Annotated in this window: 14 protein-coding genes; 10 read left to right on the forward strand and 4 right to left on the reverse strand. The window is 53.1% G+C overall.

The genetic code is table 11. From position 1 onward, the window contains the following. Positions 1-63: 63 nt before the first annotated feature. Positions 64-882, forward strand: a complete 819-nt coding sequence (locus EFA69_RS12995; RefSeq protein ID WP_123133560.1) for a purine-nucleoside phosphorylase — start codon at positions 64-66, stop codon at positions 880-882. Positions 883-1,442: 560 nt separating this feature from the next. Here the strand turns inward: EFA69_RS12995 and EFA69_RS13000 are convergent. The 4 genes from EFA69_RS13000 to trxA all read right to left on the reverse strand — a co-directional run bounded on the left by EFA69_RS13000 (position 1,443) and on the right by trxA (position 7,667). Beyond that, positions 1,443-2,288, reverse strand: coding sequence for a DUF4249 domain-containing protein (locus tag EFA69_RS13000; protein ID WP_123133561.1), 846 nt, complete (start codon positions 2,286-2,288; stop codon positions 1,443-1,445). Next, the gene (locus EFA69_RS13005) at positions 2,288-4,639 is read right to left on the reverse strand and encodes a TonB-dependent receptor (protein WP_245964575.1); all 2,352 of its coding nucleotides are present in this window, start codon (positions 4,637-4,639) and stop codon (positions 2,288-2,290) included. Before EFA69_RS13005 ends, EFA69_RS13000 begins: the two co-directional genes overlap by 1 nt. Before the next feature lie 479 nt (positions 4,640-5,118). After that, positions 5,119-6,984: a M61 family metallopeptidase gene (locus EFA69_RS13015; RefSeq protein ID WP_183906779.1), complete on the reverse strand. Its 1,866-nt coding sequence runs from the start codon at positions 6,982-6,984 to the stop codon at positions 5,119-5,121. Between the two features lie 374 nt (positions 6,985-7,358). Next, positions 7,359-7,667 (reverse strand): thioredoxin, encoded by a 309-nt coding sequence (gene trxA, locus EFA69_RS13020; RefSeq protein ID WP_123133563.1) that lies wholly within the window; start codon positions 7,665-7,667, stop codon positions 7,359-7,361. A gap of 162 nt (positions 7,668-7,829) precedes the next feature. Between trxA and EFA69_RS13025 the strand changes: the two genes are divergently transcribed. From EFA69_RS13025 to EFA69_RS13070, 9 genes are all read left to right on the forward strand, one after another. After that, positions 7,830-9,065 carry an alpha/beta fold hydrolase gene (locus tag EFA69_RS13025; protein ID WP_123133564.1) on the forward strand — a complete coding sequence of 412 codons (1,236 nt, stop codon included), beginning with the start codon at positions 7,830-7,832 and terminating at the stop codon, positions 9,063-9,065. A gap of 261 nt (positions 9,066-9,326) precedes the next feature. Further along, positions 9,327-9,776, forward strand: coding sequence for a sterol desaturase family protein (locus EFA69_RS13030; protein ID WP_123133565.1), 450 nt, complete (start codon positions 9,327-9,329; stop codon positions 9,774-9,776). A gap of 29 nt (positions 9,777-9,805) precedes the next feature. Then, positions 9,806-10,705 (forward strand): MerR family transcriptional regulator, encoded by a 900-nt coding sequence (locus EFA69_RS13035; RefSeq protein WP_123133566.1) that lies wholly within the window; start codon positions 9,806-9,808, stop codon positions 10,703-10,705. A 308-nt stretch (positions 10,706-11,013) separates the two neighbouring features. Further along, the gene (locus EFA69_RS13040; RefSeq protein ID WP_123133567.1) at positions 11,014-11,529 is read left to right on the forward strand and encodes an RNA polymerase sigma factor; all 516 of its coding nucleotides are present in this window, start codon (positions 11,014-11,016) and stop codon (positions 11,527-11,529) included. A 152-nt stretch (positions 11,530-11,681) separates the two neighbouring features. Next, the gene (locus EFA69_RS13045; protein ID WP_123133568.1) at positions 11,682-13,196 is read left to right on the forward strand and encodes a phytoene desaturase family protein; all 1,515 of its coding nucleotides are present in this window, start codon (positions 11,682-11,684) and stop codon (positions 13,194-13,196) included. Then, entirely contained in the window at positions 13,193-14,041 is an 849-nt protein-coding gene (locus tag EFA69_RS13050) for a phytoene/squalene synthase family protein (RefSeq protein WP_394342827.1), read from the forward strand. Before EFA69_RS13045 ends, EFA69_RS13050 begins: the two co-directional genes overlap by 4 nt. Further along, complete coding sequence (locus tag EFA69_RS13055; protein ID WP_148041353.1) at positions 14,041-14,571, forward strand: hypothetical protein; 531 nt, start codon at positions 14,041-14,043, stop codon at positions 14,569-14,571. The genes EFA69_RS13050 and EFA69_RS13055 overlap by 1 nt, the downstream gene beginning before the upstream one ends. 322 nt (positions 14,572-14,893) lie before the next feature. Then, the gene (locus tag EFA69_RS13065) at positions 14,894-15,739 is read left to right on the forward strand and encodes a 4-hydroxy-3-methylbut-2-enyl diphosphate reductase (RefSeq protein ID WP_123133571.1); all 846 of its coding nucleotides are present in this window, start codon (positions 14,894-14,896) and stop codon (positions 15,737-15,739) included. Between the two features lie 174 nt (positions 15,740-15,913). Then, positions 15,914-16,576, forward strand: a complete 663-nt coding sequence (locus EFA69_RS13070; protein ID WP_123134823.1) for a fatty acid desaturase — start codon at positions 15,914-15,916, stop codon at positions 16,574-16,576. Positions 16,577-16,603 lie beyond the last annotated feature (27 nt).

Here is a 16,603-nt window from a genome sequence, read left to right on the forward strand (position 1 = left end):
ACCTGTTTAGGGGCTCTTTTTCTGAAAACAGGCCCAAAACAGGAACCAAGTTTACGAAAGACGATGATTCAATACCTGCAAGAAGCCGCCGCGTTTATCCGCCAGCAGACGGACCAGTTTACTCCAGATTTCGGGATTGTGTTAGGGACCGGCCTGGGCGCCCTGGTACAGGACATTAAGGTGGCGCACAGCCTAGACTACGCAGACATTCCGCATTTCCCGGTGTCTACCGTAGAGAGCCACTCCGGCAAACTGATTTTCGGGGAGCTGGGCGGCCGTAGGGTGGTGGTCATGCAGGGGCGTTTCCACTACTATGAAGGCTACACCATGGAACAGGTGGTGTTCCCTATCCGGGTCATGAAGTTGCTGGGCATCCAGAAGCTGTTCGTCAGCAATGCCGCCGGTGGCCTCAACGAGGAATTCAACACCTCAGACCTGATGGTGATCACAGACCACATTAACCTACAGCCCACCAACCCGCTCATCGGGAAGAACATAGACGAACTGGGGCCGCGTTTCCCAGACATGAGCGAACCGTATGACCAGCATCTGGTGCAGCAGGCCCTGGATGTATCGCAGCAGCATAACCTCCAGGTGAGAACCGGGGTGTATGTGAGCGTGCCCGGCCCCATGCTGGAAACCAAAGCCGAATACCGTTACCTCAGCACCATTGGCGCCGATGCCGTGGGCATGAGCACCGTGCCCGAAGTGATTGCCGCCGTGCACATGGGCCTGCCGGTCTTCGCCGTTTCCGTCATCACCGACCTGTGTGTGCCGGGTAAAATCAAGAAAGTTGTGCTGCTGGATATTCTGGAGGCCGCCGCCAAAGCCGAGCCCAACATGACCTTGCTCATCACTGAGTTGATTAAGCGGCAAGCGTAGCTGCCGTTTAGCGGCTCTTTTTTCGGAATTTGCCTCAAACCAGAGGTAGCATTGTCATGAACCAGCAGAAGCGGGTCCTTTTAATCAGGGGCGTTTCTGCTGGTTTTTTTGTGGTTGCCGTTGGCTGATGCCTTGGCTGTGGCGTTTGTCTATGGGTTTAATGGCTGTAGTGTTTCATCTTTTCTGGTAAGCGCTCACGGCCGCGGGGCCCCGTCTTCCCCTCTCGCACTGCCCTTGTGGCCATGTAATGCAGCTTCCTCTTAGCTCTTACTTTTCTTTGGCCACAAGCGAGGCGCTCGAAGGAAAGACTGGAAATGGTGCGTTTAGCAGCGGCAGTTCTTACTGGAGGCTGTTTCAGATTCTTTAGAAGAGAACATATATCATTGGAGACTGGCGCGAGTCTCCAGACTCATGCCTCCGGATGAGGGGGAGTCTCCAGACTACCCTCGCTGCCACGCAGCGAAAACGGGATGGCAAAGTCCAATAGGAGCAGAGTAAATTGACGAGGAATCAGCTCCTGTTTAGGGGCTGTTTTTGGAAAAAGAGCCTCTAAACAGGAATTACTTGATGATGATGCGTTTGGTCTCGTAGTTGAGGAAAGTGAACACGCCAAAGCCGCCGGCTACGGTAGACTGAATATTTACCGGTTGCGCGAAGGGGTTGCCGTTGGCGCGGCGGGCATCTTCTACGCTGGAGATGAAATTGTAGTAGTTCTCCTCTACGTGGAACAGCTTGATGTCCAGGATGTCGTTGCGGTCAAAGCGGTAGGTGGTGGTGTAGCTGATCTTCTTGCCGTTTCGCAGCCGGTCGTTGACCTCCGCGTCCATTTCGCTGTCTATGCCGTTGGCCGAGCTGTCTTTCTTATGGGTCAGGAGCCGGTAAAAGTTCTTCATAGCAGGGTCATCCTGCCACCTGATGAGCAAATATGCCTCCTGGGTCTGCGCGGGCTTGTCGTTGAACTTATAGCCCACGCTGTCAAAAGGGACGGTGGGGAGTACGGTGGTGGTACCAGTGAGCCGGCGGCCTTGTTTGTCGGTGACCTGAAGGGTGAACACATCGCCAGGCACGGCGCGCACCCGGCGGCGGTTGAAGTGGGTGTACACCTTCTGGTTTTTTGTGTCTACCGACACTGAGTCTTTGAGCGTGATGGGAGCCTCGTTGTTTTTGGTGATGGTGACCGTGGCACCCGCCACAATGGTGGCCTGGGGTGCATCAAAATACCCCGCCGATTCTGACAGCGCCAGACGCAGGGGCTGTCCGTTCTCCAGGTAGCATTCCACCACCAGCTGTGGCGGCAGAACAGGTAACTTCACCTCAATCTCCTGCTCCATGTCACAAGCGGAAACCAAACCGGCTGCCAGCAGCAGAAGGAACAGAAAAGCGCGCAAGGAAGGAAAGGTTGTCATCAGAATTTAAAGTTATAGGTCACGGACGGGATCACGGGGAACAGCGACACCTGTTTGGCCACAAAACCGGTGATCAGGTCAGAATCTTCCTCCTGTAGGGTTTCAAAATACACGAAGTAGGGGTTGCGGCGGTTATAGGCATTGTACACGCTGAAGGTAAGGTCTGAGCTGCCGCGTTTGGGCCGCAGTTTCAGCACCAAGCCCAGGTCCAGGCGGTGATAAGCCGCCAGCCGGAACGAGTTCCTTTCTGGGTAAACCGGGATCACGGTGTAATCTTCGCCGGGCACATCCTGGAAAATGAAGCGCTGTACGGGCAGTGAAAAAGCGTTGCCTGTGCCGTACACAAACGTGGCGGTGGCGCTCACGCGTTTGCTCACCTCCTGGATGGCCACAATGGAAAGGTCGTGGCGGCGGTCAAAGCGGGTGGGGAAGGTCTTGCCGTTGTTGATGTCTGGGAACGTGCGGTTGCTCCAGGAGAGGGTGTAGCCAATCCAGCCGGTGGTTTTGCCGTCTTTCTTCTCCACGTAAAACTCCTGCCCGTAGCTCTCGCCGGAACCAAACACAAACTCCTGTTCCAGCTCGTTGTTCCCAAAAATCTGGGCTCCGTCGCGCAGGTCCAGCTGGTGGTTCATCTTCTTGTAATAAGCCTCGGTACTGAACAGATATTTGTCTTTGTAAAGCTTGGTGAGGCCCAGCGTATACTGGTCTGAGCGCTGCGGCCGTACGCCGGGGCTGGAGGGATACCAGATGTCGGTGGGGAGGGAGGCCCCGGAGTTGGAGATGAGGTGCACGTATTGGTACATGCGGGTGTAATTGCCCTTGAGCGTGAGCGTTTCAGAGAGGCGGTAACTGGCGGCGGCCCGGGGCTCCAGACCCAGAAAGTTTTTGCCGCCGTTCACAAAGCCAGACAGGCGCAAGCCGTAGCTCAGGGTGAATGAGGGGCTGAAGGTCCAGTCATCAGACACGTAGGCGCCGTATTCCTGGCCGGTGTAGGTGTTGCCCGCATTCTCGTTCACAGATCCGTCCTGGCTCGTGGATTCCAGACGGCCCACCGTGAAGGTATGGTCTGTGATGGCCCCGCCAAACCGCAGGTGGTGTTTGTCTGAGGCGATGTACTCAAAATCTGATTTCAGGCTGAAGTCTGTGATGTTGGAGGTGAGGCTGAACGAGTAAATGTCCAGTTGGTTCTGGATCTGGTACTCATAGTTAGACGCTGAGAAGGTGGTGTTCACGAAGAACCGGGGCGAAAACTGGTGCATCCAACGGGCCGAGGCCACCCGGTTGCCCCAGTTGAAGTTGAAATTGAAGTTCTCGTCATCGAATTTGAAATAATCGCGGCCGTAGTAGCCGCTGAAGAACAGACGGTCGTTGGGGCCCAGGTCAAACGTGGCTTTGGCGTTGAAATCGTAGAAGTAATAGTCGGGGATGGGGCTCCAGTCCGGGTCGTTTTCCTTGCCTTTGTTGATCATGCGCGTGAACACATCCACGTACGTGCGGCGCCCCGAAATGAGAAAGGATGATTTGTCTTTCTGGATAGGGCCTTCCACAGTGAGGCGCGACGCGATGAGGCCAATGCCGCCGCTTACGTCAGTTTCCTTCCGGTTGCCTTCGCGCAGCTTTACGTCCAGCACGCTGGAGAGCCGCCCCCCAAACTGCGCCGGAAAGCCGCCTTTGTACAGCTCCACGCCCCGCACCGCATCTGGGTTGAACACACTGAAAAACCCGAACAGGTGGCTGGGGTTGTAGACCAGGGCATCGTCCAGGAGAACCAGGTTCTGGTCAGAGCTGCCGCCGCGCACAAACAGGCCGCTGCTGCCCTCGCCGCCGCTCTGTATGCCGGGTTTAAGCTGTAAGGTTTTGATGATGTCCACTTCGCCAAACAAAGCCGGCAAGAGTTTCGCCTCACGCGAGGAAAGCGTTTCCATGCTCATCTGGGGAGTGGAAAGCCGTTCCTGAAAAGTGTTGCGCTGGGCCTCCACCACTACTTCCTTTAGTTGGCTGGCGCTTTCCTGCAATTCAACGTTCAGGCGGGTGTTCCGCCGGAGGGTGATTTCTCTGGTCAATGTCTCAAACCCGAGGTAAGAGAACTGAATCTGGTAGGTGCCCGGCACTAGCGTAAGGGTGTACACGCCGTTGGTGTTGGTTTCCACGCCGTTGGTAGTACCCGCCACCGCCACACTGGCCCCAATCAAAACTTCCCCTGAAGCCGCCGAGCGGAGCGTTCCGGTAAGGGAAACCCGGTCCTGCGCCTTGGCCTGTAGCCCCGGTAACAGCAGCAGGAACAGAAAAAACAGGAAGAAATGCCTACACGCTGGCCACGGGGTATGGGTATGTTGGGTCTGGAAGTGCACGCTTGAGAAGGTCAGATTTAAACCATAACGCCTAAACCCTCCATTTGTTTTTACGGAATGAAGGGGGTAGGCTGCTGTGTTTCAGCTTTCTTTAAGGTGGGCGGTACTTGTTAGCAGGAAGATAGTAAAAATATGCCAGAGAAGGCAGCGGGTAGAAGCCATCACGTAAAGTCTCCGCCTTCTGTGTTCTAAACTATTTGCCTAACCAAGGAGCGGTGCGTTTAGGAGCCGTTTTTGAAAAAGGAGCCGCTAAACGCAAGAACTATGGCAAGAGCATCAGAACATAATAAGGGTATTCATATAGAATGCGATAACCAAGAACAGTTTAAAAGGAAAACCCTGCGTTTAAGGGCCGTTTTTCTGAAAACAGCCCCTAAACGCAGGGTAGATCTGTTGCTCATTCTTAATGGTGAACCCCACTTGCCAGGGGCGAACGGAGGATCATATCAATAACTAAGCAGTCTGCAGATACTTTACTTCTACAGGTTGGAATACAGCCAGGCCTGTCTCAGGGCCAGTTGCGCAGGCGTGGCGTTAGGGTCTGGGGTGAGCAAATGCGAGACCGTTTCATCTGCGGCCACCAGGTTCGCCTTCAGCTCTACCGGTTTCACGGTGCCGCTGGCATCTTTGCGGCCCACCACTATGGTGAGCGGGCTGCCTTCCTTGCCGTGGAGCACGTGCTTGTTGATGAGTTCAGTGGCGTTGCTCAGCTTCACGTCTTCGCCGTTGATCTGCCAGAGCTGGTCACCGGCTTTGTAGCCCATCTGCCTCCCAAAGGAGTTGAGGTTCTCGGTGCTGGCAATGATGAGGTGGCCCGAGGCCTGGTCATAGCCAATGGTAGGCTTGCCCAGGGAAATGCGCTTCTGCAATCCGCTCGGTTTATAGGTAATGCCCACTTTCTGGAACAGCTCTGCGTACGGCAGTTGCTCCGCGCCCTCCACGTATCTCTTGAAGAAATCTCTGATCTCGGGGTAGGTAAGGGCGGTGATTTTGTCAAACAGCTCCTCGTCCTTGAACGACTTGTCTTTGCCGTAGGTCTGGCTCAGGTCATTCATGAGGTTCCGGATGCCGTATTTGCCGCCAGAAAGCTCGCGCAGCCTGATGTCCAGGGCCATGCCAATGAGCGCGCCTTTCTGGTACACGTTGCCGTACTGCTTTTCGTGCTTGTCCAGGGCGCCCAGGCTCAGCTCGGTGAAGGCCAGGGCATCATTGTACTGCTGCTGGGAAGCCACAATCTTGCTGCGCAGCTCAGAAAGGAAATCAGGGAGTTCTTTCAGACGCTGGTTTACCTGCACGTGGTGCGCGAAGTACTCGGTTACGCCTTCGTACATCCAGAGGTGCTTAGACATCTTGGGGTTGCTGAAATCAAAGTTCCCGATCTCCTCTGAGTGGATGTTGAGCGGCGTCACAATGTGGAAGAACTCGTGGGCGGCAATATTCCGCACCTGTTCGGCCAGCATGGACGGCGGCATCTCCGGGAAGTAATACACAGAGGAGTAGGAGTGCTCCAGCGCGCCGTAAGAGCCGGTGCGGTTCTGCTTGTTGTCTATGTAAATGAGGAAGGCGTATTTGTCTACCGGCAGCTTGCCGCCCAGGTAGTTTTTCTGCGCTTCCAGAATGGTCTGGATGCCCTGCGCCAGGTTTTTGGAGCGGGCCCCACCGCCGCCGGCGTAGGTAGAGATGAGCACCTCGGCGTTGCCTACTTTGAGCATGGCCGTGTCTGGGCGGCTGTAGAGCATGGGCGCGTCTACCAGGTCATTGTAGTTCTGGAGCAGGTACGTGTCTGAGGTGGCCGTGGAATTGGTGGTTCTGAGCGGCGTGGCCCCGTAGAAATCCTGCGGCTTGGTCACCGTGATCTGGTAAGGCTCCTTGGAACGGTTGGCGAAATACCCGAAGAACCCGTGCGTGTTGATCAGGAACACTTTGCCTTCCTCAATGTCTGTGGCGGCGGGCTCAAACACGATGTCCTCTTTCTTGGGGGTGTCCCAGGTGTCGTCTACCAGGTAGGTGAGGCGGGCCAGTTTCTTGGCTTTCTTGATCTTCCAGGTGTTCTGGTCCAGGCGCTCCACGCTCAGTTTCTTGCCTTTCTTGTCATAGGCCGCAAACTCAGACACAAACTTCCCGAAGTCATACACCGCGTACGTGCCCGGCACCATCTTTGGCATGTGGTAGAGCACTTCGTCCTCTTTGAAGTCTGGGGTGATGAGGGTCACTTGCAGTTTGTCGTCCTTCACCTGCGTGAGGTCCAGGGAGAATCTGTAGGTGGGGGTGGCATTGTTCTGCGCCAGCAGGGGGGAGTGCAGGAGGGCGGCGAACGCCAGGGCCGCCAGTGATTTTTTGAACATAGGAGTTAAATAACTGAGATTGCTAAGAAAACGAAAGTTATTGGGTTTAGGTACCTGCGCCGGCAGAAACCTTACGGCAGATTTTGGCCCAAAAAACGATAGCCTTCCCTGTTGGTCGGGCGCGGGGGCAAAAACTTACACCTTGTCCTGTATTGATTTGTAGTATGGACGGCAAAAGTTTGGGTTTAGGGGCCGTTTTTCCGGAATCAGGCCTAAACCGGAAGTGAGCGCACCCACTTGTTTTCTGCCGCACCAACCGCTGACTCAAATCAGTTTGGGAGTTACCGGAAATTTTATGGGCGGCCGTTTCCTTTGATTGCGTTTAGGGGCTCTTTTTTCAAAAACAGCCCCTAAACGCGTAGAGAAGATGCGTGCTACGGCAGATGCTGTTTTACCACCTGGCTCAGATGTTGGGCCGGTACCACCCCAGACTGCCGCCAGAGCTGCTTGCCCTGGTGGAAGAGCAGGAGCGTAGGAATGCCCTGCACCCGGTACTGCTGCGCCACCGCGGGGTTCTTGTCTACGTCAATCTTAATCACCTTCAGTTTCCCCTCGTACTGTTGCGCCACCTGTTGCAGAATGGGGGCCATGGTTTTGCAGGGGCCGCACCAATCGGCGTAAAAGTCTACCAGCACCGGCATGCCCGGGCTGTTGATGAGTTCCTGAAAAGATTTCTTAGGCATGGTCTTGGCTACGATTGTTCTAGGCAAGTATACGGAAAAAGCCAATTCTTAGTGATAAGCCCCCCGTACAACCAGTAAGGCGATTAGGGGCTCTTTTTTCAAAACAGAGCCTGAAGCAGGCGGTTGACCAGGAACTTATCCTGGGGATAGATCCTTTTTTATATGAAACTCACCAAAGACTTTATTCCCTTGAAAACTATATTTTTATCAATGCTGCTGGCCATGACCTCGTGGTTTTCCTCCTGTAAGGAATCTGAGGTACTGGAGGAAAAGCAGGTGCTGGAAACCCAGAAAGACCATCTGGTCTCGGCGGAGAAATTGACCACCATTCCGGCGGCCGGTTTGCGCGAAGTGGCCGTGTCTAACGGGCAGCCGCAGCTGGCCCAAATGGTCAAGTTTGATGTAGACGTGTACCGCCTGGTGTACCTGACCCAGTACAACGGGCAGGAGATCCAGGCCTCGGGGCTGATGGTGGTGCCGCTGAAGTTGACCCAGCCGGCGCCTATCCTGAGCGCCCACCACGGCACCACCTTTGACCAGAAGTACGCGCCCAGCAATTTCCAGCTCAGTTCCTTAACGGGTTTTGAGGCCTTCGGCGCAGCCGGTTACTTAACCCTGGTCCCCGACTTTATTGGCTACGGTAGCTCCAAGCACATTCTGCACCCGTACTATGATGTGCAGCACTCAGGTTTGGCGGTGGTAGACATGATTAAGGCGGGCAAATCTTTTTTCCAGAAGAACAACGTGAAGGCTTCTGACCAGCTTTTTCTGGCCGGTTATTCAGAAGGGGGCTACGTGACGTTGGCGGCCCAGAAAGAGATAGAGGAGAACCCGGAACACGGCCTGGCCGTCACGGCCAGCGGAGCCGGGGCCGGGGGCTATGATCTGGAAGGCATGTTGGGCCGCGTGGTATCTGGCGAGCCTTACGACTATCCGGCTAATTTGGCGTTTATTTTGCAGGCCTACAACAAGGCCTACAACTGGAACCGCCCCCTCACCGACTTCTTTCAGGAGCCCAACGCCACCCGCATTCAGGAACTGATAGATGGCACGCGCACCAGCGGTTCCATCAACTCGGCGCTGTCCAAAGACCCGGCCAAGCTGTTCAACCCCACTTTCCTGGCCGGCCTACGGGGCGATGGGGAACAGGCCCTGAAAGAGGCGTTGAAAAAAAACAGTCTGAAAAACTTCGTGCCTAAGAGCCCTACCAGAATGTACCACGGCACCGCAGATCCTATGGTGCCGTTTGAGAATTCCCAAGCCACGTATGATGCCATGAAAGCCGCGGGAGCAACCAACGTTAAGTTTATTCCCATCAAAGGCGGCACCCACTTCAGCAGCCTGGAGCCCATGATCAAAGACCTGATTCCCTGGATGGAAGGTCTGCGAAACCAGTAATTAAGAGTTAATTGCGGAAATCCCCGCCTCTTCAGAGGCGGGGATTTTTTGTGCCTTTGCATGTGCCAGTTGTTTCCCGGTTAAGTGGGTTGAGCGTGTGCATTTGGCTGAGAGGGTGTTGCTAGGTGATGTTTTCCCGTTTTTACCTTACCTTACAAGGCCAGGCTGCGTAGAAAGCAGCAAAAAGCAGTGCGCAGAGAACTGTTGAGAGTTACTTCCCCAAACATTTAAACAATTGGCCAGGCTTCTGGTTAAGAGAGTATGCTGACGAACGCGGCGATAGTAATAGGAACCTTTGTGATCATGGAGCTGGTGGCGTGGGCGGTGCACAAGTATGTGTTACACGGTTTTCTGTGGAGCATTCACAAGTCACACCACACGCGGCATAACCACCCCTTTGAGCTGAACGATGTCTCGTTTGCGTTCTACGGGGTAATTGCGGCACTCTGCTTTATCTACGGCTCTGAGAACATGGACTACCGGTTCTGGATAGGGACAGGCATCTCGCTGTATGGCGCGGCCTACTTCCTGGTGCATGATCTGTTCATCCACAGGCGGCTCAAGCTGTTTGGGAAAACCAGAAGCACCTACCTCCGGGCCTTGGATATTGCCCACAAAGTGCACCACAAAACCAGAGGCAGAGACGGCTCAGAGTCGTTCGGTATGCTGTGGGTGCATCCTAAATTCTTTCGTATCGCCCGGAAGCGTTAACTTTACGTTTCGTTTCTAAACTCTCTCCTGTGGCGCATTACTCTATTAAAGAGTTAGAGCATTTGTCTGGTATCAAAGCCCATACGCTTCGTATCTGGGAGCAGCGGTACCAACTGCTCAACCCAAAACGTACCCAGACCAACATTAGGTATTATGACGATGCCGACCTTAAAAGTCTGCTCAACGTGGCGCTGCTGTACCAGGAGGGATACAAAATCTCCAAGATTGCCCAGCTTCCCCCGGAACAGGTAGCCCATGAAGTCCTGAAAGTAACCCAGGCCGAATTGGGCAAAGACCAGTACATGAGCCAGCTCATCATAGCCATGGTGGAGCTGGACGAAAGCCTGTTTGAGCGGGTCCTGAGCCGGGCCGTGCTGCAACTGGGGTTCCCAGTGGCGGTGCAGCAGGTGGTTTATCCGTTCCTGAACAAAATTGGGCTTCTCTGGCAGACCAACAACATCACACCTGCGCATGAGCATTTCATGAGCCAGTTGATCAGGCAGAAAATGCTGGTAGCCATAGATGCCCAACAACTGCAACACGCGCCGGGAGCGCCTAAAGTCCTGCTGTATTTGCCTGAAGGGGAACTGCATGAGCTTTCCTTGCTGTACATGCACTACCAGTTCAGGGCCTTCGGATTCAAGACGTTGTACCTGGGGCAGCATTTGCCGCTGTCAGATCTGGTGAAGGCTGCTGAGCAGTACCAGCCAGACTACCTGTGCTCTGTGTTTACCACCACCCCCTCCAGAACAGAAGCGGAAGAGTATCTCTCCACCTTGCTGGAGCAGCTTCCAGGAGTGGAACTGCTGGTGAGTGGTTTTATCTTGCAGCCGTTCCAGGGGCAGTTGCCCACCCGGGTGCACTACTTCCGGGAACTCATGGACTATGAAAATTGGCTAACCGCCCGGGCAGCGGCCGTCACCAATTAGCTCTCCACTTCTAAAAAGCCTTGCCTGCGTTTAGGGGCTGTTTTTCCAAAAACGGCCTCTAAACGCAGGCAAGGCTTTTTTAGCACCTTCCTAAAGGGCTAGAAAAGACCGCTTGTTCCTAAGTTAAAATTACTCAGTTCAATAAAGGTCATTCCTCTTGTTGCCCTGCTTAGGGTTCAATGATGCTCCATGGGTTTCTGTGTTGATTATTTTGTTTAATCATCCAAAAAATATCTTAAGCATTTATAGCTAAATAAAATTTGATATCGTAATATTGTTTAACGTTTACTTGATAAACATTAAACAAAATGACAGCACTCGAATTTACCTCCGTTGTAGAGCACATGGCGCCAACGCTTCGTCCGGCTGCGTATAATCTAACCCGCGATTCTGATGACGCGAAGGATTTAGTGCAAGAGACCCTCCTCAAGGCTTTCGTGAACCGCAATAAGTTTAAAGCCGGTACCAACCTCAAGGCCTGGCTGTACACCATCATGCGGAACACGTTTATCAACCATTATAACAAAGTTACCAAGCGCACCAGTAGCATAGACACCGCTGACTTGATTCAACTCAAGCCGTCTGATGACCGCATTGTGACGCTTAACCGGGCATCTGGCGCGTTTGCGCTGCAAGACATTCATGCGGCTATTGATAAATTACCGGAAGACCTGCGCGCGCCTTTCATGATGTACTATATAGGGTACAAGTACTTGGAGATTGCGGATAAACTGGAATTGCCCATTGGTACCGTAAAGAACCGTATCCACTTGGCCCGTAAAGAGTTGAAGCAGGAATTAAAAGCCTACGCCTACGCAGACTAACAAGTGTTCAGCTTTTTTGGCGTGATCTACGTAGGGCATGGCTGTACAGTAGGTAGATTGAGCCAAAAAACGTACTTTGTTTCTACAACGGTTTCCTTTTTCTCTACAAGTTCAGTATCTGTTCACACGCAACCCTTTGAAGCACCTGTTTTATGCAACATCATGTACCCGGTAAAAAAGTTATTGTCATAGGTGCCGGTTTTGCCGGCTTAGCCGCCGCCGCCAGCTTGGCCCAAGCGGGTTACCAGGTAACGCTGTTGGAGAAAAATGAGGTGGCAGGAGGGAGGGCTCGCGTATTTGAGGCCGAAGGCTTCACATTTGACATGGGTCCCAGCTGGTACTGGATGCCAGACGTGTTTGAGCAGTACTTCCAGAAGTTTGGGAAAACCACCGCAGATTACTATGACCTGAAACGGCTAGATCCCTCTTACCAGGTGCTGTATGCTCCCCAGGACGTAATGGAACTGCCCGCGGCTATGCCTCAGTTGGAAGCCCTGTTTGAGTCGCTGGAGCCGGGTTCTGCCGCAAAACTCCGGGACTTCCTGAAACAGGCCGCCTATAAGTATGAAGTAGGCATCAATAACCTGGTGTACAAACCCAGCCGGTCTTTCACAGAGTTTATAGACATGAAGCTGCTGGTAGATGTGCTGCGGTTAGATGTGTTTCAGTCCATGCACAAGCACGTACGCAAATATTTTAAGCACCCGCGGCTTATCCAGCTCATGGAGTTCCCTATTCTGTTTCTGGGCGCATTGCCGCAGAATACTCCGGCCTTGTATAGCCTCATGAATTACGCAGACATGAGCCTGGGTACCTGGTATCCCATGGGCGGCATGCACAAGATTGTAGAAGGCATGGTGGCGCTGGCCAAAGAGCAGGGCGTAGAGATAAGACTGGGTGAAGAAGTAAAGAAACTGGAGCTGAACAGCGACCACATCACCCAGGTCATCACCACCCAAGGAAGCTATGAAGCAGATATAGTGATAGGTGGTTCTGACTATCATCATATAGAAACCCAACTGTTGCCCCCTGCTTTCCGTACTTATACTGACAAATACTGGGACAGCCGGGTAATGGCTCCGTCCTCTTTGATCTTCTTCCTGGGCATAGACAAGAAACTGGAAGGACTGCGCCACCACAACTTATTTTTCGATGAAGATTTCGGTCCGCACGCTCATGAAATCTATACGGAACCGGCCTGGCCTAAAAAGCCTCTGTTCTACGTTTCTGTTCCGTCCAAGACAGACGCAACGGTAGCCCCGGAAGGGAAGGAGAATGTATTTATCTTGATCCCCGTGGCACCCGGGCTACAGGATTCTGAGCAGGTACGGGAGCATTATTACCAGATGGTGATGGAGCGGCTGGAGAAGATTACCGGGCAGGAAATCAGAACGCAGGTGCTGTACAAGCGGAGCTACGCGCACCAGGATTTTATCAAAGATTACCACGCGTTCAAAGGGAACGCCTATGGCTTGGCCAACACCTTGCTGCAAACGGCAATACTCAAGCCCAGCCTCAAAAGTAAGAAAGTCCGCAACCTGTTTTATACTGGGCAATTAACCGTACCGGGGCCAGGAGTGCCGCCTTCGCTCATTTCGGGGCAAGTAGTGGCCGCAGAGGTTGTGAAAGAATTTGCCTTACAGGAAACCAGTTTACCCGTTGTATGATGACTTCCCCCATGAGTCTTTTTGATACCACCACCTTGGAGTGCAGCAAACTCATTACGCAGCGCTACAGCACCTCCTTTACGCTAGGCATCAAAACGCTGCACCCGCGGTTTCATGATCCCATCTACGCCATCTATGGGTTTGTGCGCTTCGCCGATGAGATTGTGGATACCTTCCACACCCACGACAAGGCAGGGCTGCTGGAGCGTTTCCGGCAGGAAACTTACCAGGCGCTGGAAGAGAAGATAAGCCTGAATCCGGTGCTGCACGCTTTCCAGCTGGTGGTGCACCGGTACCACGTTGACCGTACCTACATAGATGCCTTCCTGCACAGCATGGAGATGGACCTGGAAGACTATGTGTATGACTGTGACCTCTATAAGGAATACATCTACGGCTCTGCCGAAGTGGTGGGGCTCATGTGCCTGCGCGTGTTCTGCGAAGGAAACGAAGAGCTTTTTGAGCGTCTGAAAGAACCAGCCTGCGCGTTGGGGGCGGCCTTCCAGAAAGTGAATTTTCTCAGAGACATCCGCAGCGATTTCCATGACCGGGGGCGCGTCTATTTCCCCAAAGTGGATTTCCTCAAGTTCTGTAACCAGGACAAAGAAGAGATAGAGGCAGACATCCAAGCCGATTTTGACCGGGCTTACCAAGGCATCCTGGGTCTTCCCAAGGGCGCGCGGCTGGGGGTTTATCTGGCGTATATCTATTATTTGAAACTTTTTAAGAAGATAAAGGGGCTTCCGGCTGCCCATATTTTGGCAGAACGCGTAAGAGTGCCTGATAATACGAAACTGGCTTTGCTGCTTAGTTCGTATATTAGGTTTCAGTTTAATACCATCTAATGCAGTTACTCGCTTTCCTTCTTTCGCTTTGCTTTTTACTGGTCCCTTTGGGCCAGAAAACAGACCCATATGCGCACAGTGCCTTGTTGAACTATTACCAGACAGCGGCGAAAGATGAAAAAGTAGCCGAGGAGTTCCACGGGCTGATGGAGAAATACCGCGGAAAGGATCCATTAAAGCTGGGGTATAAGGCCGTTTCCAACGCCATCATGGCCAAGCATGTCTGGAGCCCGTACACCAAACTGAAGTTTCTCCGCACGTCGTCAGAGGTGTTTGAGCAGGCGGTGGCTTTGGATACCCAGGATCCCGAAGTGCGTTTTCTGCGCTTCACCATTGAGAACTCTATCCCCCGGTACCTGAATATGAGCGGGCATCTGGCTGAAGACAAGAAAGTATTCATGGCGGCTATTCTGCGGTACCCGCGCTCCAACATGCCGGTAGAGTCTATCAAGATCATGCGCGATTATCTGCTCCGGAAAGATTTAGTCACCGGCGAGGAAAGGCATCGGGTTGAAAACTTGAATCTATGACATACAACTACTATCTGTTTTTAATACTTGTTCTGCTTTTCTTTCCGCTAGTGCTGTTCTTTCACCGGCGGGTTCATTCTTTCCAAAAGTGCCTCCGCAGGGTGGAGCCGGTTCAACGGCGGCAAACAGTGGGATTAAGGCACTTTTGGTTTTCAATTCTAACTTCTCTGTGGGCGGTCTTCTTGCGTTGGGGCCGCAGTTACGTCGTTTTCTACCAGAATATCAGATATTCCGTGCTTTTGCTGCTGATGTTTCCTGCGATGCTCCCACAAAAAGCGGCGGTTCGGGCAAACAAACCGGCGATTGAATTTGTTTAGTAGTCATGCGTCAGCTACAGGTACATATCGATCCGAATTCAGGCTTTTGCTTTGGGGTAATCTACGCCATCCAGATGGCTGAGGACCTATTGGAGGAACAGGGTTACCTGTACTGCCTGGGCGACATTGTGCACAATGACGAGGAAGTGGAGCGTTTGCAAAACAAAGGCCTGCGCATCATCAACTATGACACGCTGGGTACCCTGCGCGACGAGGCCGTCCTCATTAGGGCCCACGGCGAACCGCCCTCTACATACCAGACGGCCATGGAGAACAACCTCACCCTGATTGATGCTTCCTGCCCGGTGGTACTCAAATTGCAGAACCGCATCAAAACCTCTTTTGACAAGAAAGAGCAGATCTTTATCTACGGAAAGCACGGCCACGCCGAAGTACTGGGGCTGCTGGGCCAGACCAATAACCAAGCGGTGGTTTTTGAGAACATGGAGGAACTGCTGCGGCATGAGCTTCCCCAGAACATTACGCTCTACAGCCAGACTACCAAAAGCACCGATAATTTCTACCGCATTAAGCATGAGCTGGAGAGCCGCGGCTATTCTGTAGCTGCCAATGATACTATCTGCCGCCAGGTTTCCAACCGGGATAAGGAGCTACGCCGTTTCGCCCAGCAATATGATAAAGTGGTGTTCGTGTCCGGGACCAAATCATCTAACGGGCGGGTGCTGTACCAGGTCTGCAAAGACACCAACCCCAATACGTATTTTGTCTCCAAGGTAGAGGAACTGCAGCCCGGTTGGTTTGAAGACGGAAACAGAATTGGTATTTGCGGGGCCACCTCCACGCCCATGTGGCTGATGCAGGAAGTACGAGATGCGCTACTGGCGTTTTAAAGTGCGTTTAGCGGCTCTTTTTCCAGAATTTGGCCTAAACTGTGGCGGTGCACCTGAGGCCAACGGAAGCAGAACGCGCTCGTTTTCGTACATTGGCAGGGAGGGAAAGAAAAAGAATCTGTTTTGACTCAATTTTTGCAGAAATATACCGGTATCATCATCGCGTTCGCCATTATGGCGGCCTGGGGAAGTACGCTCTGGTTGCTGCTGCACTGGCAGGTAGATCTCAAATCTGTGCTCATCTATCTGGCCGTGTTACTGATGATGCACCTCTACACCGGGCTGTTCATCACGGCCCATGATGCCATGCACGGGGTGGTGGCGCCGGGGAACAAGAAACTGAACACCTTCATAGGAACGGTTACCGCGGGCTTGTTCGCCTATAATTACTACGGAAGGCTGTACCCCAAACACCACCAACACCACCGCCACGTAGCCACCGACCAAGACCCCGACTACCATGGCGGGAATTTTTTCCTCTGGTTTCTGAGTTTCGCCCGGCAATACATTACCGTATGGCAGATCTTGCTCATGGCGGGGACTTACCATCTGCTGCAACACTGGTTTCCGTTGGAGAACATCATTCTGTTCTGGATGCTGCCGGCCGTGCTGGCTACTTTTCAGCTGTTTTACTTCGGGACGTACCTGCCGCACCGGGGTGAGCATGAACCAGGGAACAGACACAGATCAGGGACCCAGCGCCGCAACCATGTCTGGGCTTTTTTAAGCTGCTATTTCTTCGGGTACCACTATGAGCACCATGACAAACCCTACCTGCCCTGGTGGAAACTGTACCAGGAGAAAGACCGCCTCCTGAAAGAAAATGAACGCGTTTAGAGGCTGTTTTTGGAAAAAGAGCCCCTA

Origin of the sequence: Rufibacter immobilis (genome assembly GCF_003721565.1) — a bacterium.
GTDB lineage: Bacteria > Bacteroidota > Bacteroidia > Cytophagales > Hymenobacteraceae > Nibribacter > Nibribacter immobilis.

Excerpts from the sequence above, each read along its gene's own strand:
- EFA69_RS13065 (WP_123133571.1), top strand. The coding sequence starts at position 14,894 with ATGCGTCAGCTACAGGTACATATCGATCCGAATTCAGGCTTTTGCTTT.
- EFA69_RS13040 (WP_123133567.1), top strand. The coding sequence starts at position 11,014 with ATGACAGCACTCGAATTTACCTCCGTTGTAGAGCACATGGCGCCAACG.
- EFA69_RS13070 (WP_123134823.1), top strand. The coding sequence starts at position 15,914 with ATGGCGGCCTGGGGAAGTACGCTCTGGTTGCTGCTGCACTGGCAGGTA.
- EFA69_RS13025 (WP_123133564.1), top strand. The coding sequence starts at position 7,830 with ATGAAACTCACCAAAGACTTTATTCCCTTGAAAACTATATTTTTATCA.
- EFA69_RS13055 (WP_148041353.1), top strand. The coding sequence starts at position 14,041 with ATGCAGTTACTCGCTTTCCTTCTTTCGCTTTGCTTTTTACTGGTCCCT.
- trxA (WP_123133563.1), bottom strand. The coding sequence starts at position 7,667 with ATGCCTAAGAAATCTTTTCAGGAACTCATCAACAGCCCGGGCATGCCG.
- EFA69_RS13030 (WP_123133565.1), top strand. The coding sequence starts at position 9,327 with ATGCTGACGAACGCGGCGATAGTAATAGGAACCTTTGTGATCATGGAG.
- EFA69_RS13050 (WP_394342827.1), top strand. The coding sequence starts at position 13,193 with ATGATGACTTCCCCCATGAGTCTTTTTGATACCACCACCTTGGAGTGC.
- EFA69_RS13045 (WP_123133568.1), top strand. The coding sequence starts at position 11,682 with ATGCAACATCATGTACCCGGTAAAAAAGTTATTGTCATAGGTGCCGGT.
- EFA69_RS13015 (WP_183906779.1), bottom strand. The coding sequence starts at position 6,984 with ATGTTCAAAAAATCACTGGCGGCCCTGGCGTTCGCCGCCCTCCTGCAC.
- EFA69_RS13000 (WP_123133561.1), bottom strand. The coding sequence starts at position 2,288 with ATGACAACCTTTCCTTCCTTGCGCGCTTTTCTGTTCCTTCTGCTGCTG.
- EFA69_RS12995 (WP_123133560.1), top strand. The coding sequence starts at position 64 with ATGATTCAATACCTGCAAGAAGCCGCCGCGTTTATCCGCCAGCAGACG.